At 67.5% G+C, this 22682-nt stretch carries 18 protein-coding genes; 8 read left to right on the top strand and 10 right to left on the bottom strand.

Going from position 1 to position 22682, the window contains the following annotated elements; genetic code table 11:
• Positions 1-159 precede the first annotated feature (159 nt).
• Complete coding sequence (locus DIE15_RS06035) at positions 160-1020, top strand: HTH-type transcriptional regulator ArgP (protein ID WP_124832649.1); 861 nt, start codon at positions 160-162, stop codon at positions 1018-1020.
• A 159-nt stretch (positions 1021-1179) separates the two neighbouring features.
• Entirely contained in the window at positions 1180-1392 is a 213-nt protein-coding gene (locus DIE15_RS06030) for a DUF1059 domain-containing protein (RefSeq protein WP_057925608.1), read from the top strand.
• Positions 1393-1506: 114 nt separating this feature from the next.
• On the opposite strand, the gene ltaE is transcribed toward DIE15_RS06030, so the two are convergent.
• Positions 1507-2520, bottom strand: a complete 1014-nt coding sequence (gene ltaE, locus DIE15_RS06025) for a low-specificity L-threonine aldolase (protein ID WP_124832648.1) — start codon at positions 2518-2520, stop codon at positions 1507-1509.
• A gap of 119 nt (positions 2521-2639) precedes the next feature.
• On the opposite strand from ltaE, the gene DIE15_RS06020 reads away from it, so the two are divergent.
• From DIE15_RS06020 to DIE15_RS06005, 4 genes are all read left to right on the top strand, one after another.
• Positions 2640-3692, top strand: coding sequence for an RNA-guided endonuclease TnpB family protein (locus tag DIE15_RS06020; RefSeq protein ID WP_124832647.1), 1053 nt, complete (start codon positions 2640-2642; stop codon positions 3690-3692).
• Between the two features lie 460 nt (positions 3693-4152).
• Positions 4153-5574, top strand: coding sequence for a cytochrome ubiquinol oxidase subunit I (locus tag DIE15_RS06015; protein WP_124832646.1), 1422 nt, complete (start codon positions 4153-4155; stop codon positions 5572-5574).
• 29 nt (positions 5575-5603) lie between these two features.
• Positions 5604-6611, top strand: coding sequence for a cytochrome d ubiquinol oxidase subunit II (gene cydB, locus DIE15_RS06010; protein WP_124832645.1), 1008 nt, complete (start codon positions 5604-5606; stop codon positions 6609-6611).
• Positions 6583-6765: a hypothetical protein gene (locus DIE15_RS06005; protein WP_057925603.1), complete on the top strand. Its 183-nt coding sequence runs from the start codon at positions 6583-6585 to the stop codon at positions 6763-6765. Before cydB ends, DIE15_RS06005 begins: the two co-directional genes overlap by 29 nt.
• Positions 6766-6856: 91 nt before the next feature.
• On the opposite strand, the gene DIE15_RS06000 is transcribed toward DIE15_RS06005, so the two are convergent.
• The 4 genes from DIE15_RS06000 to DIE15_RS05985 all read right to left on the bottom strand — a co-directional run bounded on the left by DIE15_RS06000 (position 6857) and on the right by DIE15_RS05985 (position 10620).
• On the bottom strand, positions 6857-7144 hold the full coding sequence (locus DIE15_RS06000) for a helix-turn-helix domain-containing protein (protein ID WP_057925602.1): 288 nt from the start codon (positions 7142-7144) through the stop codon (positions 6857-6859).
• 15 nt (positions 7145-7159) lie between these two features.
• Positions 7160-8476, bottom strand: a complete 1317-nt coding sequence (locus DIE15_RS05995) for a type II toxin-antitoxin system HipA family toxin (protein WP_124832644.1) — start codon at positions 8474-8476, stop codon at positions 7160-7162.
• Between the two features lie 102 nt (positions 8477-8578).
• Complete coding sequence (locus tag DIE15_RS05990) at positions 8579-8773, bottom strand: YqaE/Pmp3 family membrane protein (RefSeq protein WP_014900862.1); 195 nt, start codon at positions 8771-8773, stop codon at positions 8579-8581.
• A gap of 170 nt (positions 8774-8943) precedes the next feature.
• Positions 8944-10620 carry an alkaline phosphatase family protein gene (locus DIE15_RS05985; protein WP_124832643.1) on the bottom strand — a complete coding sequence of 559 codons (1677 nt, stop codon included), beginning with the start codon at positions 10618-10620 and terminating at the stop codon, positions 8944-8946.
• A 251-nt stretch (positions 10621-10871) separates the two neighbouring features.
• Between DIE15_RS05985 and DIE15_RS05975 the strand changes: the two genes are divergently transcribed.
• Positions 10872-11093 carry a hypothetical protein gene (locus DIE15_RS05975; RefSeq protein WP_057925599.1) on the top strand — a complete coding sequence of 74 codons (222 nt, stop codon included), beginning with the start codon at positions 10872-10874 and terminating at the stop codon, positions 11091-11093.
• A gap of 65 nt (positions 11094-11158) precedes the next feature.
• Here DIE15_RS05975 and DIE15_RS05970 read toward each other — a convergent pair whose 3' ends face one another.
• Both DIE15_RS05970 and DIE15_RS05965 read right to left on the bottom strand, forming a co-directional pair.
• Positions 11159-14968 carry a DUF748 domain-containing protein gene (locus DIE15_RS05970; protein WP_124832640.1) on the bottom strand — a complete coding sequence of 1270 codons (3810 nt, stop codon included), beginning with the start codon at positions 14966-14968 and terminating at the stop codon, positions 11159-11161.
• A gap of 152 nt (positions 14969-15120) precedes the next feature.
• Positions 15121-16560 (bottom strand): DUF1254 domain-containing protein, encoded by a 1440-nt coding sequence (locus tag DIE15_RS05965; protein WP_124832639.1) that lies wholly within the window; start codon positions 16558-16560, stop codon positions 15121-15123.
• Between the two features lie 378 nt (positions 16561-16938).
• Here DIE15_RS05965 and DIE15_RS05960 point away from each other — a divergent pair, with 378 nt between their 5' ends.
• Positions 16939-20001, top strand: coding sequence for a heavy metal translocating P-type ATPase (locus DIE15_RS05960; protein ID WP_124832638.1), 3063 nt, complete (start codon positions 16939-16941; stop codon positions 19999-20001).
• A gap of 189 nt (positions 20002-20190) precedes the next feature.
• On the opposite strand, the gene DIE15_RS05955 is transcribed toward DIE15_RS05960, so the two are convergent.
• From DIE15_RS05955 to DIE15_RS05950, 3 genes are all read right to left on the bottom strand, one after another.
• Complete coding sequence (locus tag DIE15_RS05955; RefSeq protein WP_124832637.1) at positions 20191-20670, bottom strand: N-acetyltransferase; 480 nt, start codon at positions 20668-20670, stop codon at positions 20191-20193.
• A gap of 166 nt (positions 20671-20836) precedes the next feature.
• Positions 20837-20992 carry a hypothetical protein gene (locus DIE15_RS36880; protein ID WP_011548928.1) on the bottom strand — a complete coding sequence of 52 codons (156 nt, stop codon included), beginning with the start codon at positions 20990-20992 and terminating at the stop codon, positions 20837-20839.
• A gap of 176 nt (positions 20993-21168) precedes the next feature.
• On the bottom strand, positions 21169-22596 hold the full coding sequence (locus tag DIE15_RS05950) for a flagellar hook-length control protein FliK (protein ID WP_124832636.1): 1428 nt from the start codon (positions 22594-22596) through the stop codon (positions 21169-21171).
• Positions 22597-22682 lie beyond the last annotated feature (86 nt).

The following is a 22682-nucleotide window of genomic DNA, read 5'->3' as shown; positions in this document are numbered from 1 at the left end:
CATCTGGCACATCATGCCGAATCGGTCACAGTTTGGTCCCAAGGTGTGACCGATTTCCATGCCACACTTGATCGTCAAGCATCATGATCGGCCCCAATGCCATGACTACCAAGGCTTCATCGTTTTAAGTATGACAACCTGTCTCGGTCTATCTGGTACATGTCTCTGACGATCGATCCGAAGCAGGCCGCCGTGCGCCTGCACGTGACCGCGTCCGCCGTCACGCAGCGGGTGCGCGCGCTGGAGGCAAGCCTCGGCGCGCCGCTCGTGCTGCGCACGCGGCCGTGCCGGCCGACGGTGGCCGGACAGCGCGTGCTGCAACACCTGCGCCGCGTCGCGCTGCTGCAGGCCGACCTGCAAAGCACGCTCGCGACCGAGCGCGAATCGCCGATCTCGGTCACGATCGCGCTGAACTCCGACAGCCTCGGCACGTGGTTCCTGCCCGCGCTGACTTCGGTGCTCGCGGGCGAGCGCATCCTGTTCGAGCTGATCGTCGAAGACCAGGACCACACCTTCGCATTGCTCGAAAGCGGAATGGCCGTCGGCTGCGTGACGACCGAGCCGAAACCGATGCGCGGCTGCGTCGCGACGCCGCTCGGCACGATGCGCTACCGGCTGCTCGCGGCCGCCGCGTTCGCGGGGCGCTGGTTTCCGCGCGGCCTGAACCGCACGAGCGCGCGCAACGCGCCGGTCGTCGCGTATTCGCGGCGCGACACGCTGCAGTCGACATTCCTGAAGGAGAAGTTCGGGTTGCCCGAAGGCGCCTATCCGTGCCACTACGTGCCGGGCACGCACGCGCATTTCGCGGCGGTGCGGCACGGGCTCGGCTACGCGATGGTGCCGGAGCCGCTGACCGGCGGCGCGCCGCTCGACGCGCAAGGGCTCGTCGATCTCGCGCCCGTGCATCCGACCGACGTCACGCTGTACTGGCACGCGTGGGCCGTGCAGTCGCCGACCATGGCGTCGCTGTCCGCACGGGTGGTCGAAGCGGCGCGCCGGTTGCTCGCGCCGCTGCCGTGACGCGCGGGTGATCGACATCGCCGGCGCGGCACGTGGTGCGGTGCACGCGGCGGCGAGAAACCCCGCCGCGCCGCCTATACTTTTTTCATCGGCCTCGCGAACGCGCGGCGCGGCCGATCATGCAAATCCGGCCGTTCCCTTTCCCGTGAGGAGAACATCATGTCCCGCCGCTATATCGATTGCCGCGAGTTCCCCAGCGCGATGAATTGCTCCGTCGCGATTTCCGCCGACTCAGACAACGAACTGCTGGAAGCCGCCGTGCAACATGCGGTCTCGGTGCACCAGCACACCGACAGCGCCGAACTGCGCACGCAACTGAAATCGCTATTCCGCGACGGCACGCCGCCGGTCGACACGCCCCGGCAAGCGTAATCCGCCGGCACGCCAGATATCGACAGACGGGTTGCAGCGTCGCCCCGATCGCCTCCCCACTTCCTGCTTCGCGCCACGACGCGCCGGCGCCCCCGCCGGCCGGCGCATTCCGCCTTACGCGCGCCGTTGCGCGAAATACGCGCCGACCGCGTCGATGAAGGTATCGATGTCCGCACGCGACACGTCGCAGTGCGTGACGAAGCGCGACGCGTACAGCATCTGCGTGAGGATCCCGCGCTCCTTGAGCCACGCCTCGAGCGGCGCGCAATCGGCTTCGGGGAATTGCGCGAACACCATGTTCGTCGCGTGCGACAGCACCTTCACCGGCTCGATGCGCGCGAGGCCTGCCGCGAGATGCGCGGCATTCGCATGATCGTCGGCGAGTCGTTCGACGTTGTGGTCGAGCGCATACAGGCAGGCCGCCGCAAGGATGCCCGACTGCCGCATCCCGCCGCCCAGCACCTTGCGCCAGCGCTGCGCGCGCTCGACCAGCGCGCGATTGCCGACCAGCACCGAACCGACCGGCGCGCCAAGCCCTTTCGAGAAGCAGATCGACACGGTGTCGAACGGCGCGCACAGCTCGGCGATCGGGCGCCCCGACGCGACCGCCGCATTGCACACGCGCGCGCCGTCGAGGTGCGCGGCCAGCCCGCGGCTGCGCGCGAACGCGACGGCTTCCTGCGCATAGCCTTCCGGCAGCACCAGGCCGCCGATGGTGTTTTCGAGCGCGAGCAGGCGCGTGCGGGCGAAGTGATTGTCGATCGGCTTGATCGCCGCGGCGATCTTCGCGAGCGGCAGCGTACCGTCCGGCGCGTTCTCGATCGGCTGCGGCTGGATGCTGCCGAGCACGGCCGCGCCGCCGCCTTCGTACTTGTAGGTGTGCGCGAGCTGGCCGACGATGTATTCGTCGCCGCGTTCGCAATGGGCCATCAGCGCGGCCAGATTGCTCTGCGTACCGCTCGGGAAGAACAGGCCGGCTTCCTTGCCGGCACGTTCGGCCGCGACCGCCTGCAGGCGCAGCACGGTCGGGTCGTCGCCCCATACGTCGTCGCCGACTTCGGCGGCAGTCATCGCGGCCAGCATCGCCTGGCTCGGACGTGTCACGGTATCGCTGCGTAAATCGATCATCAGAATTTGCTCCGAGAAACCCCGCCATTTCCCCCAAGGGGACTTCCTTCGAGGCGGATGGCGGGAAGGAAAGGAGTGCTGTTGACAGGCAGCTTCTTCCACGGGTTAGGATCACCGGCATGATTCTTGTCTACCGCTACCGGGTGAGGTCGCTCAACGGACTGCTTTGCAAGCAGAGCCGTGCGGTGAACTATGTCTGGAACTTTTGCAATGACACGCAGAAGCATGCGCTGAAATGGAGCAAGAAATGGCCAACAGGCTTCGACCTGAATGGACTGACGAGCGGCAGCAGCAAGGCGCTCGGTATCCACTCCGGCACGATCAACGCGACGTGCGAGCAATACGCGAAGTCGCGTAGTCAACGCCGTCGGCCTTACCTGCGCTATCGCGGCAGGAAATCGCTGGGCTGGGTGCCGCTGAAGGGCCGAGACCTGAAGCGCGAGGGCGACGCGTTTCGCTTTGGTGGCAACACCTTTCGCGTGTTCAACAGCCGCCCACTTCCTGAAGGCAAGATCAAGGACGGAACCAACTTTGCGCAGGATGCGCGCGGCCATTGGTTCTTGAACATCGTGATCGAGATACCCGATATTCAGGCCCGACCGATCCGTTCCGGTGTCGGCATCGATCTCGGTCTGAAAGACTTCGTCACACTTTCGACCGGCGAGAAGCTGCCTAATGATCGGTTCGGCCGGCAAGCGGCGGAAAAGCTCGCGAAAGCCCAGCGAGCACGCAAGCACAAGCGGCATATCGCGAAGCTGCACGCCAAGGTCGCGAATGCCCGTGCCGATTTCCAACACAAGCTCGCGCTCGATCTGGTGCGGCGCTTCGATTACATCGCGGTCGGCAACGTGTCGGCCGCGAAGCTCGCCAGAACCAGGATGGCGAAGAGCGTCTACGACGCATCCTGGTCGTCCTTCCGAAACAAGCTCCGTTACAAAGCGATCGCGCACGGGGCCACGTTCGAAGAAGTCGACGAAAGCGGTTCCACCCAGTCCTGTTCGGCGTGCGGGTCGAAAGACAGCACGACGCGGCCGAAAGGTATCGCGGGACTGCGAATGAGAGAGTGGGCCTGCAGTGACTGTGGTGTCGAGCATGATCGAGATACCAACGCTGCTGTGAACATTCTCCGATGCGGACGTGCATCGCCAGCTGTGGGAATCCTCCGCCTTTAGGCGGAGGAAGACGTCAACTTCGTGCCCTGAGTAAACGCGGACCGGAACCGATGTGCCCGGCCCTGCCGAAACGAGACTCAGAGTGTACGCAATTCGCGCAGCACCTGCCGGTGGCCGGATGCGCGCCGCGTCGACCCGACGTCGGCCCGACCGGACGCCGGGCGACACCGCGGCGTGCGCCGACCTCGTTGCACCCGCCACATCGTTCCGATGACGCGACGCGCCATATTGCCGCACGTGCGGCAGACCGCCACGCCGCAGCCGCCTGCGCCACGAACGCCGTTCTTGATACGAATCAACGATTTATCCCGAAAATGCGCGCGGCGGGCTGGACATCTGCGACGAGTTGGCACATTTCGCGGCGCACCATCGCAACCCATACTCCAGCCAACCCCGACGCCCCATCGCCCGGGGGCCGCCGGCACCCGCCGGCGGGTATCGTCAGCCTCGGTCAACTGGTATGGACACCGCTCTTTCGGCCTTCGATCTGGCCCGCCTGCAATTCGCGTTCACCGTCTCCTTTCACATCGTCTTTCCGGCGCTGAGCATCGGCCTCGCCAGCTTCATCGCCGTGCTCGAATATCGCTGGCTGAAGACCGGCAAGCAGTACTACAAAACCCTCTGCCTGTTCTGGTCGAAGATCTTCGCGGTCGCGTTCGGGATGGGTGTCGTCTCCGGCGTCGTCATGAGCTATCAGTTCGGCACCAACTGGTCGGGCTTCTCGAGCTTCGCCGGCGCCGTCACCGGCCCGCTGCTGATGTACGAGGTGATGACCGCGTTCTTCCTCGAAGCCGGCTTCCTCGGCATCATGCTGTTCGGCTGGAATCGCGTGAGCCCGCGCGCGCACTTCGGCGCGACGCTGATGGTCGCGATCGGCACGCTGATCTCGACGTTCTGGATCCTCGCGTCGAACAGCTGGATGCAGACGCCGCAGGGCTTCGAGATCGTCGACGGCCGCGTCGTGCCGACCGACTGGTTCGCGATCATCTTCAACCCGTCGTTCCCGTACCGCCTGTTCCACATGGCGATCGCCGCATTCATCGTCGCCGCGCTGGTCGTGGCCGCGACGGGCGCATGGCACCTGCTGAAGGGCCGCCGCGACAAGGGCGTGAAGAAGATGTTCTCGATGGCGCTGTGGCTGCTGCTGGTGCTCGCACCGCTGCAGGCCGTGATCGGCGACCAGCACGGCATCAACACGCTGAAGCACCAGCCCGCGAAGATCGCCGCGATCGAAGGGCTGTGGGAAACCGAGAAGGGCGGCACGCCGCTCAACCTGTTCGGCATTCCGGACATGCAGGCGGAAACGACCCGCTACGCAGTGAAGGTGCCGCACCTCGGCAGCCTGATCCTCACGCACAGCTGGAACGGCGAGATCCGCGGGCTGAAGGACTTCGCGCCTGAAGACCGCCCGAACTCGACGGTCGTGTTCTGGAGCTTCCGGATCATGGTCGGCCTCGGCTTCGCGATGATCGGCCTCGCCGCGCTCGCGTGGCTCCTGCGCCGCCGCGGCCGCCTGTATGAATCGAAGTGGTTCCAGCGCTTCGCGCTCGTGATGGGCCCGACCGGCTTCGTGTCGCTGCTCGCGGGCTGGGTGACGACCGAAGCAGGCCGCCAGCCGTGGGTCGTGTATGGCGTGATGCGCACCGCGAAGGCCGTGTCGCCGCTGTCGGTGCAGCAGGTCAGCCTGTCGATGATGACGTTCGTGATCGTGTACTTCCTCGTGTTCGGCACCGGCGTGTACTACATGCTGAAGCTGATGAAGGCCGGCCCCGCGCTGCCCGACGTCAAGCACGACGCGCAGGACGACATGCCCGACACGCGCCCAGATCACACCGCGCGCCGCCCGATGTCGGCCGTCGACGATCTGATCGAGACCGTCTGAGCCCACCCATTTCGCACACGAGAAAACCTATGGACGTCACCGTAATCTGGGCCGCGATCATCGCATTGGGGCTCTTCATGTACGTCGTGCTCGACGGCTTCGACCTCGGCATCGGCATCGTCTTTCCGTTCTTCCCGGACGAGAAGGAGCGCGACCTGATGATGAACACCGTCGCGCCCGTGTGGGACGGCAACGAGACGTGGCTCGTGCTCGGCGGTGCCGGGCTGTTCGCGGTGTTCCCGATCGTCTATTCGACGGTGCTGTCGGCACTGTACCTGCCGCTGATCTTCATGCTGGTGTGCCTGATCTTCCGCGGCGTGTCGTTCGAGATCCGCGCGAAGGCGCGGCGCACGAAGCAGCTGTGGGATCTCGCGTTCATCGGCGGCTCGGCCGGCGCGACGCTGTTCCAGGGGATCGCGCTCGGCGCGTTCCTGCAGGGCATCAACATCAAGGACGGCATGTTCGCGGGCGACGCATTCGACTGGCTCACGCCGTTCAGCCTGCTGACGGGCCTCGGCCTGATCGTGACCTACGCGCTGCTCGGCTGCTGCTGGCTGGTCGCGAAGACGGAAGGCGACCTGCAGCGGCGCCTGCATCGCGTCGTGTGGCCGCTGACCGTCGTGCTGCTCGGCTTCATCGCGGTCGTCAGCCTGTGGACGCCGCTGCAGGATCCGGCCATCGCGCAGCGTTGGTTCGATTCGGGGCTGTTCTGGCGTCTGCTGCCGGTGCCGTTCCTGGTCGCCGGGTGCGCGGTATGGATGCGCCGCGCGGTGCGCGCCCGGCACGACATGACGCCGTTCGTGCTCGCGCTGGCGCTCGTGCTGCTCGGCTATGTCGGCCTGCTCGTCACGATGTTCCCGTACGCGATTCCTCAGACGATGACGATCTGGGAAGCGGCCGCGCCGCGTTCGAGCCAGACCTTCACGCTGGTCGGCGCAGCGGTTATCCTCCCGATCATCATCGCCTACACGACGATGGGTTACTGGGTATTCCGAGGCAAGGTGCGCCATGAAGACCAGCATTACTACCACCACTGATTCCGCCGCTCGCCAGCCCGACGCGCCGCCACGGTCGCGCATGCGCGGCTGGATGTGGTTCGTCGTGCTGTGGGCGGGCGGCGTGCTCGGCGCCGTCACGCTCGGCTATGCGTTCAAGATCTTCATGAACCTGACGCTGTTTGCGGTGAAGTGAGGCGGCCGGCCGACCGGCATCCACCCGCCGGACGCGTCGCGCATCCGTCGATCACCCGACGGATGCGCCGCCCCCGCCACCACCGTGCGGGTTATGGCGGCGCGCGCCGCACGACGCCGAGCTTCAATCCCAGCATGCCGAATATGCGGTTCATCGTCTGAACTGTTCCGTCGCTGCGCCCCTGTTCGATATCCTGAATCGTCTTCGTCGATACGCCGGCGAGCTTTGCCATTTCGGCGCTCGTCAGCCGCATCGTCTTCTTCAGATGACGCACCGACTCGTGCAACGGCCATTCGGGATGCGCGAGAACGTCTTCGATCGCCTGGCGCCGCAGCGCAAGCTGTTCGGGAAGCGACATCGCGTTGTAGCGTTTGTCCATGGTGTCGCGTCCCCGCTAGCGCAGCATCTCCAGCTCGCGCGCAAGCCGCTCGAGACCGGGTTTCAAAAAAGCGTGCACGTCGTGTTCCAGACCAAGATCGACACCGTGATCGGCGATCTCCTGCAAATGCGGCGCCATTGCATGCAGGCGTGTCTGCAATGCGTGACGATCCAGCGCGACATGCGTGTCCTCCGCCTGCGGTTCGCTTGCCCGGACGACGGCGTCGAGTACCCGCGCCCAGTCCGGTCGGCCATCGTCATTTCCTTCCCAACGGATGCGGCGCGCAATGCCGTCCGGATGAAGATACATCGGCGCGAAATCGTACAGCGGAGTCAGGGCGACGCGTCCGTCGAAGCATCGTTGCAGTGCCGTGTTTCGCGCATGATTGTCCTTGTTGCCAAGCGCAAGGTTTGCGACGTCGCGACACAGATACTCGGCCACCTCGGTTTGGGGATCCGTGCATTGACGAACGAGATGACGGCACACCTCATCGTGACTCGGCGCGACGCCGAAGCCGGCCTTGCCGGTCAACGAAGCGATGCTTTCCTGCCCGAACCGAACGACGCTGCCACCGTCACGCGCGCGATCGAATCTCGGAATGAACAGCGACCGATCCCGCAACATCAGCGGCGCATGCACGCGCAAGCCAAGACGCTGCGCCAATGCCATGTACGGCGCTTCGTGCCGCAGGATCTGCGCGAGGCGCTCGTTCGCGCCACGTCCGAACTTGACGATGTAGTGCTCGACCGCGCGCTCGTCAGGCAACGTGTGATCGAGATAGAGCAGCCCGTCGTCGGCGCGCGTCAGCAAGAGCTTTGGCCACTCGCCCTGCACGCCCGAGGAGCCCGCAACGAAAAATCCGTGTTCGGCGAGATATTCGCTGAATGTGTCACCGCGTGCGGCAACATCGTCGTCCGTAAATCCTTGCCGCGGGCCTCCGCGCTCCGCGAGCCACTGCGCGGCTTCCTTGACTCGCAAGTTGCCGATCGAGTTCCCGGCTCCCGCGAGCAGCAACGCCCAGTCGGCGCGCTCCTCTGCCGTTTCGGGGAGATCGAGTCGACGCAACAGTTCCCGCCGGCCGAACCCTTGCGGCAGCAAATCGATCAGAAACACGGGCCAGTGGGACGTCATCAGCGGCTCGAGGTCGACCGGAAAGGTGCACGACATCGCGCGCGCGTCGCGGGCGAACTGATGACGAACGATCCATTCGACGTCGTAGCCCGTATAGGCGCGGCCGCGCCACCCTTCGTCCGGCTCTCCGAACAGGGTGACGCCGCCGACGTCATGCCAGGTACCGTCGGCGTGAAGCTGGATCGTGCAGGAAGGCGTCATTTGAGCAGAAATCTATATAAATTACATCACCGAACATCAGTGAATTATATAAATTTCTGCCGAAATGAAAACCACGCTGCTCGGCTGGCGTGGTGAGCCCGCCTACCGCCGCTCGCGCAGCGCCGCCTCGATCTTGCGGTCGGTCTTGTACTGGCTCAGCGCATACACCGACCAGATCGCGGCCGGCAGCCAGCCGATGATCGTAAGCTGCAGGATCAGGCAGATGATCCCGGCGATCGGGCGGCCGATCGTGAAGAACTGGAACCACGGCAACAGCAGGGCAAGCAGCAGGCGCATGAACGATCCTCGCGGTGCGTCGTTGAACGGGTGATGCGTGACGAATACGCCGGTGCACGCGCCCGAATTCAAGGCGTGCACCGGCATCGCGGCGCCGTCATCGGCCTGGCGCCGCCGTCATCGTCCGAACGGCCCGCGCCATGCCGCGGGCTCGATCCCGTTCCCCAGGCTCAGTGGTCGATGCCGAGCCCCGGCAGCACGTGCGTGTTCTCGGCCACGACCGCGTGCAGCAGCTTCGGATCGGCGCCGAGCAGCCCGAGAATCGTCGGCGCGACCTGCTTCGTGCCGACGACGTCGCTCACGGTGCGCGCGCGATGGAGGCCCGGATACGACACGAGCAGGCCGAGGTGGCTGTCGTCCGGCGCATTGCCGCCGTGTTCCTCGTCCTTCTTCGTGCTCGACGTATAGATCACGCCCGGATTCGGCTGGACGATGATGTCCGGCGTACGGCCGTTGGCCGGATCGCCGAACCGGTCGGCCAGCGCCGCGCCGTACAGGATGGTTGCCTGCGGGCCGTCGGCACAGATCCCCGGCGCGTTGCAGCCGAGGTTCGCCTTCAGCGTCTGCACCACCGCCGTGCGCTGGCTGCGGTCGCGCAGCCAGATCAGGCCGACGTCGTCGGTCTGCACGAAGCCCGTGCCGACCAGGCCCGAACCGTCGTTCAGGTTGCCCGTCGTCGTGCTGTTCTGGCCGAAGTTGCCGTTCGGGTCGAGATAGTTGTTCGCTTCGAGCAGCTTCGTCAGCGTGTCGCCGTTCTTCACGAGCTTCGTGTGGTCGGTCGGCGACTGCCCGTGCTTCGACGTGACGATCACGGCCGTCGACGTGTACAGGTTGGCCTGCTTCAGCGCCGCGACGATATGGCCGATCGAGTTGTCGACGTACGTGATCGCGTTCGCGACCTGCCCGTTCGGCGTGAAGTTCGCATCGAGATAGCCGCCGCCCTTCGTCACCACCGCCTTCTGCGCGACGCTCAACGTCTGGAAGTTGGCGCCGAACAACGTCGGCACCGGTGCGCGCTTCGTGCCCGTCGAGTCACGGCCATTGATCTGGTTGATCAGCGCCTGCACGTGCAGGTTGTCGAATTGCGCGGTATGCGAATAGACGTCCGTATAGTCGGTTTGCGTCGCCGGATCGATCGAGTTGATTTCGGTGCGTGCGAGATCGTCGACGCCCGTGCCCGACGGGCCGTTCAGCCAGTCGTAGCCCCACGCGTGCTTGTCGGCCCACGCGGTGGTCGCGTTCGGCACGCCGGCCTTCACGGCCTCGAACACCGTGTTGGTCTTCACGTAGTTGTGCGGATAGACCGGCACGCACTGGCCGTTGACCTTCGCATGCGGGATCGCCTGCGGGTTGAACGCACCGCCGCCGTCCAGGTGCACAAGCGCGCCGCCGTTGAACGCATCGATGCCCGTCGTCTCGTCGAACACGACGTTCCAGCCCTGCTTGCCCGAGCAGGTCGTGTCGCTCGGCGCGTACAGGTTGCGGTCGTACGACACGTCGTAGAACAGGCCGGCCGTCTTCGGCGAGCCGCCCGTCACGAGTGCCGCGAGGCCCGGAAACGAGTCCGACAGGCCCGGCGTATACGCGTTCGTGTACGTGACACCGCTTTGTGCGAGCACCGCGAGGTTAGGGCACGTGTTCGCGCCGATGCAGCGCGCAAGATCCTGCTCGTGCAGGCCGTCGACGCTGATCAGCAGCACGTGCTTCACGACGCGCCGGCCGTTGCCCACATCGTGGCCCTGGCTGTTGCCGTCCTGCTGCGCCGCGTGGGTGCCCACGCTTGCGAGCGCCAGCGCGCCCGCCACCATCACCGCCATTTTTCGTTGCTTAGCGAACCTGGAAATCATCACCCCACCTCATCGATTGACGTTGACCTGCACGACTTGCCAACAGGCGCGCAAAATATCGCCGCATCGTGCGGCGGTCCGATGAAGGGGCGCTTTCGGTTCTCTATCAAACGTAACCAATCGCAATTGACATCGCACGGTCGCAATGCGATGCATGCCCGGGCGCAGCCGCGTGCGTCCGTATTTATTTCCCGGTTGGCGTTCGACTATTGGCGTGTGATAAAGGGTTTTCCCTGACCCGGAGCACGAGTATGTCGACCCTGGAAGCTCTCCGGTTCGTGCTGGACGATGCACGCACCCCCGAAATCATTCGCCACCACGTCGTCGACGCGCTGCAGTACGCGTTGCGCAACTACGGCCAGGTATTCACCGCGAAGGAAGTCGAATGGCTCGCGCAGTGGGATGACGCCCGGCTGCCGCTGGCCGCGAGGAAGGAACTGGACAAGCGCGAACCGGAGATCGCGGCGCGCTGACGGGAAGCGCGCCGCCGCGCCCGATTTCCAGTCGAACGCGGCGGCGGATGATGGCGTAACGCGGCTTACTGCAGGCCGAAGTCGACGCGCGTCGTCGCGCCCTTGTCCTCGATGCCCTTCGCATCGAGCTTCGGCGCCACGACGAACATGCGGCTCGAATCGATCTTGCCGTCGAGGTACTGGCGCACGGCCTGCGCGCGTTGCTGCGCGAGCGTGCGAAGTGCGTTGTCGTCGGCCGGCGCGTGTTCGGCGAGCGCCTGCTTCATGTCCGCCTCGGGCAGCGTCTTCTGCAAGCCGACCAGGTTGCGCGGCTTCTTGAAGTCGGCGGCCTTGTACGCACGCTCGAGGTACTTGCCGTACTCGGCCGGATCGACCTTCACCGACATCGGATCGATGCTCTCGCCCTGGCCGATCACGTCCTTCAGCTTCTGCTGACGCACCAGCCGCTCGACGTACGCGTCGCGCAGCCCCGGCGCGTCCTTCGCGGGATCGACGCGACCGATCAGGTCCAGCCGGATCGACGGCTTCTCGGTCAGCATCTTCACGACGGTGTCGAGCTTCCTCTGCTGCGCGTCGGTCAGCTGGTACGAGCCCGGTGCGAACTCGACGTAGCCGAGATCCTCGCCGCCGCTGCCGCCGAACGCATGCGCGAGCAGCGAGAACGGCGACGTGACGGCCTTCGCGATCAGGTTCAGCACCGCGCGCCAGATCAGCCCGCCCACGCTGAACTCCGGATTCGACAGCGAACCCGACACCGGCAGGTTCACGTCGATCTCGCCGCGCGTGTTCTTCAGGAGCGAGATCGCGAGCTTGACCGGCAACTTCGTCGCCGTGTCGTTGTCGACGTGATCGCCGAACGTGAGCTGGTCGATGAAGATGTGGTTGTTCGCCTGCAACTGGTCGTTCGCGAGCTGGTAGTGCAAGTCGACGTTGAGCTTGCCCTTCGTGATCGGATAGCCCGCGTACTTCGCCGAATACGGCGTCAGGTTGGTCAGCTCGATGTCGTGCGCGGTCGCCGTCAGGTCCAGCGCCGGCTTCTCGATCAGCGGGTTCACCGAACCCTTGATCGAGATCGGCCCGTTGCCCGCGAGGTTCGCCGCGACGTCAACCGGCGCGGAGGTCGTCGAATCCGTGCCGAACGCGCCGACCGTGCCCTTGATCGCGACGAGGTTCGCCGTGTAGTTCGGCTTGATGAAGTTGTCCGTGTACGTGACGCGGCCGTTCTGCAGCAGCAGCTCGCCGAAATGCATCCGAACCGGATTCTGCGGCGGCGGCGCGGCCTTCACGACCACCGGCGCCGACGCCTGCTGCACGGCCGCGGCCGATGCGGCCTGTGCGGCAGCCGGCGGCGTCACGCCCGGCGACAGCGGCACGGGCTCGCCCTTGCTCGCGTCGCGCGTGAGCGACTGCGCGGGGCCCGTCTCCTTCGCGACGACGTCCTTCAGGTTCAGTCGCCCTTGCGCATCGAGCAGCACGCGACCGTAGAAGTTCGAGAACGTCACGCGCGCGGCGTCGACGTCGGTGCCCTTCTCGTCGTAGTTCACCTTCAGGTTCGACAGCGCGAGCGAGCGCCAGCCCGCGAACGGATCGGACGTCGCCTTGTCGAGCATCCGCACGTCGACCAGCGCGACATCGCCGCGATAGGTCGCGCGCGGCGTGTCCTTCACCTGCGCGAACGTCAGGTTGCCTTGCGCGTTGAGCAGCGCGCTCGCGATGGTCGCGTTCAACGCACTGCCGAAGTACGGCTCGAACGCGGCCGCGTCGAGGCGGTTGCCGTTGATCTTCAGGCCGACCTTCAGCGGCTGCGCGGTCACGTCGCCCGACACGTTCAGCGATCCCTTGCGGTTCAGCGTCGCCTTCAGCTGCACCGGCAGCGGCTTCGTCATGTCGTCGCTGATCTTCTGCACCGACAGGTCGAGCGGCTTGATCGCGAGCTTCACCGGGCGCGGCGTCGACAGGTCCGTGAAGTTCGCGGACGATTCCTTCACGTTCAGCGCGTCGATCCGGTAATGCCACGACGGCGCGGCCGCTTCGGCCTTGCGCGCGACGGTGCGCTTGGGCACCGCCGCCTGTGCGGGTTCGGCCAGCGCCGCGAGGTCGATCTTGCCGTCCTTCAGGCGCGTCACGTCGAGCGCGAGGCCGGTTGCGTCGACGCTCGCGATTTCCGCAGTGCGCGCGGCGACGTCGACCTTCGCGATCTTCGCGCTCGCGTCGGGCAGCACGATCGCGGGCGCCTTCGCGTCCGGCGTCGCGAGCTTCAGCGACTTCAGGCTCACCGTGCTGTCGGCGATCTGTGCGTCGAGCGGCGTCTTGCCCCAGTCCGCCTTCGCGTTGACGGTCCCGCCGAGCGTGCCGTCGAGCACGCGCGCACGGGTCGCCTCGCCGAGATACGGCTGCAGCGCCGGCAGCGCCAGCGCGTCGACCGTCAGCTTCGTGTCGGCCTGCTTCGCCGCCACGCTGAACGCGCCTTCGGCCTTCACGTCGCCGCCGCGCGACAGCGACGTCGACAGCGTGTACTTCGCGGGCGTCTTGCCCTGCAGCGTGAAGCCGTCGAGCGTCGCGGCGAGCTTCGTCAGCGACATCGCGGTCGGCGTCGCCGGCACGCGGTCGTCGACGTTGATCGTGCCGCCGTCGATCGCGAAATGACGGATCGTCAGGTCGAGCGGCGGCGCTTCCTTCGCCGTGGCCTCGGCCTTTGCACCGCTCGCAGCACTAGCGGCGGTGGCGGTGGTAGCAGCGGTGGCAGCCGCCGACGCGGCGGTGCCCGACGCGGCCGGGTGGGCGGCGGCAGCCTTCGGCGCGGCGGCCGGCTGGCCGGCGAGCTTCTCGACGTTCAGCACGCCCTGCTTGTCGCGCGACAGGTCGACGACCGGCTGGTCGATCCGGATCTCGTCGAAATGCAGCACGTTGCGCAGCGGCTCGAGGCCGGCGGCGGCCACGTGCACGCCGCGCGCGGCGAACAGCGGCTCGGACGCCCGGCCGGTCACCTTCGCGTCGTTCAGGTCGACGGTGCCCGACACGCGCAGCGTGGGCGTGTCGCCACTCATCACGAAGTTCAGCTTGAGGTTACTGCTCAGCAGGCCGCTCGTGACGATCACCGGCAGCTTCGCCGGCGCGTATGAAATCAGCTTCGGCACGTCAAGCCGATCGAACGTCAGCGCGACTTCCGACTCGCGCGACTGCGCGAACGGCTTCGTCTTGCCGTCGATCGCGATCGGGCTGCCGTCGAACCGCGCGCGCAGCTTCGGCTGCACGAAGATGTCGGTCTTCGACGGCAGCGTCGCGATGAACGGAATGCCGAGCGTCCAGTTGTCGACCACGTGCTTTTCGTTCAGCAGGCGGTCGTCGAAGTCGATCCGGCCGTCGTTGACCTGGATGTTCGACACCGAGAAAAGCGTCGGCTTGCTTTCGGGTTTGGGCGACGGCGTCGAGAACTTCTCGATCAGGTCGGTGAAGTTGAAGCGCTGCGCGTCGTAGCGGACGATATGAAAGCGCGGCGAGTCGACGCGCACTTCGTTGACGATCGGCGCGCCGCGGAACAGCGACGACCACGACGGCCTCACGACGAGCTTGCCGATGTCGATGAAGTCGCCCTGGCCGCCGCGCTCGCCGACGTGCACGCCGTCGGCTTCGAGGTTCAGCGTGTACGGGTTCAGCGCGATGCGCCGGATCGTGGACGGCCGGCCGAGCTGCTGGCTCAGTTGCTGTTCGGCGATGTGGCGGATCAGCGGCGGCGCCGCGAAGAATCCGAGCAGTCCGAATAAAACGAGGAAGATCAGCACGCCGAGGCCGATACGCCGGGTCCGGCGCGAGCGGGCAACGCCGCCGAGGGCATGGAGGGTCGAGGATACGGTTTCTTTGTCTGCGCTTGCCATGCTTGGATGCCTCGGGAATGGATGCCGGACCGCACCGGAAAACCGGCACGGCCGCGCACGCTGTCCCGAAAGTATAGGCTCAGGTGGTGACGGAACGGCGTTCGGGCGCGAGCGCCGCGTCCGCGGATCGGACAGCGGCGGCGCCTATCCGTTCACTTCCGGACGACGACGGGCGGCAGCCACGAGCCGTCGCTCGCTTGCGGCTTCGGTGCGTACAGGCGCAGCGCGAGCGCGAAATCGGTGCGCGGCGCCGGCAGCCAGTTGGCCGCGTGGGTACCGCCCGGCGACGCCGATACGACCACGTCGATCGAACCGTCGTGGTTGCGGCGTAGCCGGTCGCGATCGCCGAGCGAGCGGCGCGCCGCGCCGACGTCGGGCAGCGCGCCGTTCGTCGCATACGGCGTCAGCGTCCAGAACCCGCGCACCGGCGGCAGCGCGCCCGGCGCGAAGTGCAGCACGTAGCGGTTCGCGCCGTTCAGCGGATGGCCATCGCTGTCGACGCGCACGAGCGCGAGCGTCTCGTCGTCGCGCGTCGCGGTGCCGAACTGCGTGTAGGCCGCGTACGCGCGCAGCGCGTAGTCCTGGCCGTACTTGCCGGCCGTATCGCCGATCCAGTTCCAGCCGTTCGCGTTCAGCAGGTTCGGCGGCGCCGCCGCGAGCCGCGCGCGCGCTTCGGCGACGCCGGCCGTCGCGGCGCTCAGCCGATCGCCCGTCCATGGCACCGGGTAGCCGGCCGACACGCCGATGTCTTTCAGCAGTTCCTGCGCATGCGCGTCGTCGTCGGGTGCCGGGTTGTCCTGCAGCGCCTGCGCGAAGCGCGTGAAGAACGCCTTCGGGTCGAGCGCGGCGACCTGCTCGGCCGGCGTGCCGCCGCTCACGGCTTCCGACGGCGCGCTGCCCGCATGGACCGCGACCGACGCGCCGCGCGCGCTGCCCGTATAGACGGACAGCGGCACCACGCGGATCGCCCGCTGGAGTTTCTTCGCGTTCGTGAGGTCGCGCCCGCCGCTCGTTTGCAGCCGCACTTCGAACCACGCGTTGGCCGACGGCACGTCGATACGCAATGCGCCCTTCGGCAGCGTGCCCTGCCAGTCCTTCGCGGCAAAGGCAATCGTTTGCGATCGCGCGACGCCGCGAGCGCCACGTGCAGCCACGCTCGGCGACGACCACAGCACGTTCGTCCACATGTCGAGCGCGCGGGCATCCCAGTAACGGCCGCGGGTGTCCGGCAGCGTGACGATCACCGGCTCCGCGCCGACGTCGAGCCAGCCGGTCGAGTCGAGCGTGTCGACGCCCGGCAGCGGCGGGTTGAGCGCGCCGACGGGCGGCAGCGCCTGCGCATGGCGCAGCGTGTTGAGCGGCGCCTGGCCCGGCTGCGCGCCATCGCCGCCCGTCGCGGCTTCCTTTGCGACGTCCATCAGCACGAGCGGATACGCATAGATATAGGAGTCGGCCACTTCGGCGCGCATCCAGCCGGTTTTCCGCTGGATCGCGTCCGGTTGCGACGCGCATCCCGTCAGCAGCGCCGCCAAGGCCAGCGACGCGCCTGCCGCACGCCGCAGAGAAATGGATTCTCGTAGGTTTTCAATCATTGAGTACTGGCCGAATATCGTTCTTGTCTGTCAACGCCCTGTTCGACTCACCACGGCGAACGCAAGGCACCCCAGCCTGCCCGGCCGCCGCTTCGCCAGGCGGGCGCTGATTGTCAGGCCGGTATCATAGCGCCTAAGGGCATCCCCCAATATGCCGAATAACGGGTGGAGCGGTAGCCGGCCCGTCGCCATTCCGGATTTCCGTTGATCCGGCACCACATCGACAAAAGCCCCCGCCTGCGCGGGCCGGCATGGCGGCGCGAATACATCGGCAACCGGCACGATCCTGCATTGCACCGCACCCCTTGACCTTCCCATCATGGGAATGTTGATACTGGAGTCATTCGCGGCACGAACCGCGCTTTTGGGGAATCCGACATGACCGAACCACTCGTCTCCGCAAGCATGCAAACGATCGAACTGAGCGTCGACGGCATGCATTGCGGCGGCTGCACGGGCCGCGTGCAGCGCGCGCTGGCCGCCGTGCCGGGCGTCGTCGAGGCCACGGTCGATCTCGACGCGCATGCGGCAACGGTAATCGCGCAGGACACGGTCGAGCCCGAGCAACTCGTCGACGCAGTCGGCGCGGCCGGCTATCGCGCGACCGTGCGCGAAGCGGCGGTCGAGGCCGCTGCAGCCGCGCATGCGGAGCATGCACCACACGCCGAAGCACCGCCCGCAACGCCGACGGCGCCGCCACCGACCGCCGCCACGATCGAACTCGATATCGACGGCATGACCTGCGCGTCGTGCGTGTCGCGCGTCGAGAAAGCGCTCGCGAAGATGCCGGGCGTCACGCGTGCGTCGGTCAACCTCGCGACCGAGCGCGCGACGGTCGATATCGCGCTGGGCGTTTCCGCGTCGCAACTGGCGGACGCCGTCAAGCAGGCCGGCTACGGTGCGACGCCGACGGTACCGGATGCCGCCGGCGCAGCCACCCGCGCGATGACGCCTGCCGCCCCCGCCACGATCGAACTCGACATCGACGGCATGACCTGCGCGTCGTGCGTGTCGCGCGTCGAGAAAGCGCTCGCGAAGGTGCCGGGCGTCACGCGTGCGTCCGTCAACCTCGCGACCGAACGCGCGACCATCGACGCGGCACCGAACGTTTCCGCGTCGCAACTGGCCGAAGCCGTGCAGCAGGCCGGCTACGGTGCGACACCGGTCGCGGCGACGCCGCCGGCCGCTTCCCGCGATCTCGAATTCGACATCGGCGGCATGACGTGCGCATCCTGCGCCGGCCGCGTCGAAAAAGCGCTGGCCGCGGTGCCGGGCGTCGCGCGCGCATCGGTCAACCTCGCAACCGAGCGCGCGTCGGTGCATGGCGCCGGCCCGCTCGACGCCGCCGCGCTGATCGCGGCGGTCACGACGGCCGGCTATCGCGCATCGCTCGCCGCCACGCCGGACGCCGACGCTGCCGCTGCAGCCGAACCCCGCGCCAGCGACCCGGCGCAAGCCCCCGACGCCCGCAAGCGCCGCGAAGCGATCCGCGAGCGCAATCTGGTGATCGGCTCGGCCGTGCTGAGCGCGCCACTCGTCGTGCCGATGCTCGTCGCGCCGTTCGGCATCGACGCAATGCTGCCCGGCTGGCTGCAGCTCGTGCTCGCGTCGATCGTCCAGTTCGGCTTCGGCGCACGCTTCTACCGCGCCGCCTGGCATGCGGTGAAGGCGCGTACCGGCAACATGGACCTGCTCGTCGCCTTGGGTACGTCGGCCGCGTTCGGCCTGAGCCTCTGGATGCTGCTGCGCGACCCCGCCCACCCGGGCCATCTGTATTTCGAGGCATCGGCCGTCATCGTCACGCTGGTGCGCTTCGGCAAATGGCTCGAAGCGCGCGCGAAACGCCAGACGACCGAGGCGATCCGCGCGTTGAACGCGCTGCGCCCCGACCGCGCGCGCGTCGTCGAGCACGGCGTCGAACGCGACGTGCCGCTGGCCCGGGTGCGCGTCGGCACGACCGTCAGCATCCGTCCCGGCGAGCGCGTGCCCGTCGACGGCCGCATCGTCTCGGGCCGCTCGCACGTCGACGAATCGCTGATCACCGGCGAAAGCCTGCCGGTGCCGAAGGACGACGGCGACCCGGTCACGGCCGGCTCGATCAACGGCGAAGGCGCGCTCGTCGTCGAAACCACCGCGATCGGCGCGGAGACGACGCTCGCGCGCATCATCCGCCTCGTCGAATCCGCGCAGGCAGAGAAGGCGCCGATCCAGCGGCTCGTCGATCGCGTCAGCGAAGTGTTCGTGCCGGCGATCCTCGGCATCGCCGTGCTGACGCTGATCGGCTGGCTGATCGCGGGCGCCGGCACCGAAACGGCGATCCTCAACGCGGTCGCGGTGCTCGTCATCGCGTGCCCGTGCGCGCTCGGCCTCGCGACGCCCGCCGCGATCATGGCCGGCACCGGTGTCGCGGCCCGCCACGGCGTGCTGATCAAGGACGCGCAGGCGCTCGAACTCGCGCAGCGCGCAACCGTGATCGCGTTCGACAAGACCGGCACGCTGACCGAAGGCAAGCCGTCCGTGACGGCGTTCGACGCCGTCGGCATCCCGCGTGAGCAAGCACTCGCTCTCGCGGCCGCGGTCCAGCGGCAAAGCGACCACCCGCTTGCGCGCGCCGTGGTCGCCGCGCACGATGCGGACGTCGTGGCACGCGGCGGCGACGCAGGTTCGGTCGAGGTCGCCGTCAATGCGCGCGCGGTGGCCGGACGCGGCGTCGAAGCGCGCGTCGACGGGCAGTTGCTCGCGCTCGGCAGCACCCGCTGGCGCGATGAGCTCGGCATCGTGGTGCCGCCCGAACTCGACGCGCGTGCCGCGGAACTCGAACGCGCGGGCAACACGATTTCGTGGCTGATGCGCGCCGATGCGCCGCGCACGTTGCTCGCGCTGATCGCGTTCGGCGACACCGTGAAGCCCGGCGCGCGCGACGCGATCGCGGCACTGTCGGCGCGCGGCGTCGCGAGCGTGCTCGTGACGGGCGACAACCGCGGCAGCGCGGCGGCCGTCGCGGCATCGCTCGGGATCGACGAAGTGCATGCGCAGGTGCTGCCCGACGACAAGGCGCGCGTGGTGGCCGAACTGAAGCGCACGCACGGCGGGATCGTCGCGATGGTCGGCGACGGGATCAACGACGCGCCCGCGCTCGCCGCGGCCGACGTCGGCATCGCGATGGCGACCGGCACCGACGTTGCCATGCATACGGCCGGCATCACGCTGATGCGCGGCGATCCAGCGCTCGTCGCCGATGCGATCGACATCTCGAAGCGGACGTACCGGAAGATCCAGCAGAACCTGTTCTGGGCGTTCGTCTACAACCTGATCGGCGTGCCGCTCGCGGCGCTCGGCTGGCTGAACCCGGTGATCGCGGGGGCGGCGATGGCATTCTCGAGCGTCAGCGTCGTGACGAATGCGCTGCTGCTGCGGAAATGGAAAGGACGGGCGAGGTGATGGGGGCCGTGACGAGCGCCGGACCGTCCGATGGGCAGCCGGCGCTCGTCATGTATGGAATGCGGAAGGTTGCGGCGCTTGCCGACCTGTGGGGCGCAGCCGCAGCATGCATGCCCTGCGTCGAGACAGATGGCCGGAAGATGGCCGGGGAAACGGTAACGCGCGTCACCGGCACGCACACGACCGGCTTCAGCCCGGAACAACCGGCTTGATCAGCGTCGTCGTGATCGGCGCGAAGCCGCAGGCGCGATACAGCGCACGTGCGGCCGTGTTGTGATTGAACACCGACAGCCCGATCTCGGTGACGCCATGGCGGCGTGCCTCGACCTCGAGCGCATCGAGCGCGCGCGTGGCCCAGCCCTGGCGACGCCGGGACGGAACGATGTCGAGGTCGTAGATGAACAGCGTGCGGTTCGGCCCTTCGGGCACGATCGCGTACCAGAGGTCGCCAACCGTGTCGCCGCTGGCGGCGTCGATCAGTTGGACGAGTGTCTGGCCGGAGGTGAGCAGGCCGTCGGGCAGCAGCGTATCGAAGCAGGCGCGGGCGCGGGCCGCCGCGTCGCCGGTCTCGTTCTGCCCGGATGACACGAGATCGCGCGCGTAGCCGTCGATGGCGCGCGTGCGGTATGCGTGGAATTCGCCGGCCGTCATCGGCCGCATCTGCAGCATGGCCTGGGGTCGCGAGGGAAGTCGGACTTCCAGTGTAGCGGGACGGTTGCACCGGCGCGCGATGCGGCGGTGGAAAACGGGCAGGCAGTTGCGGCGAACGCCGCGCCGAATCAGCGAATCAGCGAATCAGCGAATCAGCGAATCAGCGAATCAGCGAATCAGCGAATCAGCGACGGTACAGGACGATCGGCACGAGGTTCGCACGACGCACGCGCTCGGCTTCGGCATGACGCGCGGCGTACGAGTATTCCGCGTCGAGCGGCAGGTGCGGGGAGACAAACAGGTCGTCGATCTTTTGCAGCAGGGCGAAAATGAAGCTCATGAGAGACTCCCGACAGATGATTCTAGGGTTTTCCCTTAGGTTGACTCCATTCTAAGGGTTTTCCCTGAACTCCGCCAGCTCGCCGCATCAGTTTGCCGCACCCGCTCCGCACCACAGACGGACGAGCCATCACGACCTCCTTGTCAGGTCGCGGTTTGCAGGTAGGGTCGGAATATTTAGTGCGCCCGACGCATGCGCTTTGCGGCCGCCGCCTCACGGTTCGCGTTGCGCTGAAGCCGGTCGACCTGCGACAGCATCGCCTCGTGGTGTTCCGCGAGGGTCATCAGCGTTGCCTGCTGCGTCGACAGATCGGCAGCCAGCCGGTCGATCCGCAGTTGCCGGGCGTCCAGGTCCTGATTCAGGTGCGCGATCTGCCGCGTTTGCAGCACCAGCGCGACGAGCCCCGCGAACACGACGACCGCCAGCGCCAGCAGCATCCGGTTGACGCGGCGCATCTCGCGATCGGCCGCCTGCTTCAGGCCGGCCATCTCGGCCTGCAGCGTGGCAAGCCGATCCGACAGCGGGCGCAGATGGGTGTCTGCATCGAAGGCCGGCGCGCTCGGCGCGTCCGGTTGCGGGCGATCCGCCGACGGCTTCGTCACGAACGACGCCGCGGACGCCATCGGCTGCGCGACCGGCGCGGCCGGCGCGGCGGTTGCTCGCGCGGCGTCGCGGGCACTCGCGGCACTCACGGCACTCACGGCAATCGAGGCAATTGCGGGCTCGGCCGGTTCGGCCGACGCCTGCGGTTCATCAGATGGCGCGGTATGCGCCGGGGGCGATTCCAGCTCGGCGCCGACAGCCGCCGCTTCCGGCGCGCTGCGCACTGCCGCCGTTTCGCGTGTGCCGGCGGCCGCACGTCGCTTGCCGCCGGAGGCTCCGCGACGCCCTCCCTTCGTGGTCTCGCCGGCCGTCCGCGCTGCTTCAGCGTGACCGACCGGCGCGGCGGCACCTTCCGCCTCGCCGCCCGCTTTCACCGAACGGTCGCCGAGCACCGCATCGATCGCACCGCCAACCGCGCCACCATTCGCCGTCGCACGATCGGCGTTCGTCTCGCCCGCGTCGCCAGCTTCCGACACGCTGCCGGTCTTCACCTGGCCACCGCCGGTTGCCTGCTCAGCGGCTGCAGTCGCGGCGATGCCGTCGGACTGCTGCGCATCGGCTAGCGTCGCTACGTCGGCATCGGCCGCGCGCACGACATCGACCGCATCGCCGTTTCCACGCGTCGATGCCGACGCTGTCGTCGTCGCGACGTCGGGAGCCTGCTCCACCGCGCCGGCGGTGTCGCCCGGCGCGGCGAATCCGTCGAGCGTCGCCTGCCGGCCGGCGTCCTCGCTGTCCGCGACGGCGGCGGCCGTCTCAATGTCCGTCACCGCGTCATCGCGCGCGACGACCGGTGCACGCGCAGCCGGCTCGAGCACCGGATCGCCGAACAGGTCGAGCGTGCGTTCGTCCCGCGGTGCATCGCCGCCCGCCGCGTTGCCGGACCGCGCGGTTGCCTTGGCGGCGGTGTCTGCCGCGGCCGCGACGGAGCGCGGACGCGAACGGGCCGACGAGCGGTCGGAGCGGGAATGGGAGCGAGGCAGGGAAACGGATTCGGTCATGGAGTCGGATGACAGGCCCGCGAGCGCGGAATCGGAGGTCGAACGGAATCAGCGACGGCCATTGTCGCATGACCGATCGCCGATCC

Origin of the sequence: Burkholderia sp. Bp9031 (assembly GCF_003857965.1) — a bacterium.
GTDB lineage: Bacteria > Pseudomonadota > Gammaproteobacteria > Burkholderiales > Burkholderiaceae > Burkholderia > Burkholderia ambifaria_A.
Note: the sequence above shows the minus strand (reverse complement) of the source record. Positions and strands in the feature narration are given on the sequence as shown.

Coding starts and splice junctions, on each gene's coding strand:
- DIE15_RS06035 (WP_124832649.1), top strand. CDS start 160: ATGTCTCTGACGATCGATCCGAAGCAGGCCGCCGTGCGCCTGCACGTG.
- DIE15_RS06030 (WP_057925608.1), top strand. CDS start 1,180: ATGTCCCGCCGCTATATCGATTGCCGCGAGTTCCCCAGCGCGATGAAT.
- ltaE (WP_124832648.1), bottom strand. CDS start 2,520: ATGATCGATTTACGCAGCGATACCGTGACACGTCCGAGCCAGGCGATG.
- DIE15_RS06020 (WP_124832647.1), top strand. CDS start 2,640: ATGATTCTTGTCTACCGCTACCGGGTGAGGTCGCTCAACGGACTGCTT.
- DIE15_RS06015 (WP_124832646.1), top strand. CDS start 4,153: ATGGACACCGCTCTTTCGGCCTTCGATCTGGCCCGCCTGCAATTCGCG.
- cydB (WP_124832645.1), top strand. CDS start 5,604: ATGGACGTCACCGTAATCTGGGCCGCGATCATCGCATTGGGGCTCTTC.
- DIE15_RS06005 (WP_057925603.1), top strand. CDS start 6,583: ATGAAGACCAGCATTACTACCACCACTGATTCCGCCGCTCGCCAGCCC.
- DIE15_RS06000 (WP_057925602.1), bottom strand. CDS start 7,144: ATGGACAAACGCTACAACGCGATGTCGCTTCCCGAACAGCTTGCGCTG.
- DIE15_RS05995 (WP_124832644.1), bottom strand. CDS start 8,476: ATGACGCCTTCCTGCACGATCCAGCTTCACGCCGACGGTACCTGGCAT.
- DIE15_RS05990 (WP_014900862.1), bottom strand. CDS start 8,773: ATGCGCCTGCTGCTTGCCCTGCTGTTGCCGTGGTTCCAGTTCTTCACG.
- DIE15_RS05985 (WP_124832643.1), bottom strand. CDS start 10,620: ATGATTTCCAGGTTCGCTAAGCAACGAAAAATGGCGGTGATGGTGGCG.
- DIE15_RS05975 (WP_057925599.1), top strand. CDS start 10,872: ATGTCGACCCTGGAAGCTCTCCGGTTCGTGCTGGACGATGCACGCACC.
- DIE15_RS05970 (WP_124832640.1), bottom strand. CDS start 14,968: ATGGCAAGCGCAGACAAAGAAACCGTATCCTCGACCCTCCATGCCCTC.
- DIE15_RS05965 (WP_124832639.1), bottom strand. CDS start 16,560: ATGATTGAAAACCTACGAGAATCCATTTCTCTGCGGCGTGCGGCAGGC.
- DIE15_RS05960 (WP_124832638.1), top strand. CDS start 16,939: ATGACCGAACCACTCGTCTCCGCAAGCATGCAAACGATCGAACTGAGC.
- DIE15_RS05955 (WP_124832637.1), bottom strand. CDS start 20,670: ATGCTGCAGATGCGGCCGATGACGGCCGGCGAATTCCACGCATACCGC.
- DIE15_RS36880 (WP_011548928.1), bottom strand. CDS start 20,992: ATGAGCTTCATTTTCGCCCTGCTGCAAAAGATCGACGACCTGTTTGTC.
- DIE15_RS05950 (WP_124832636.1), bottom strand. CDS start 22,596: ATGACCGAATCCGTTTCCCTGCCTCGCTCCCATTCCCGCTCCGACCGC.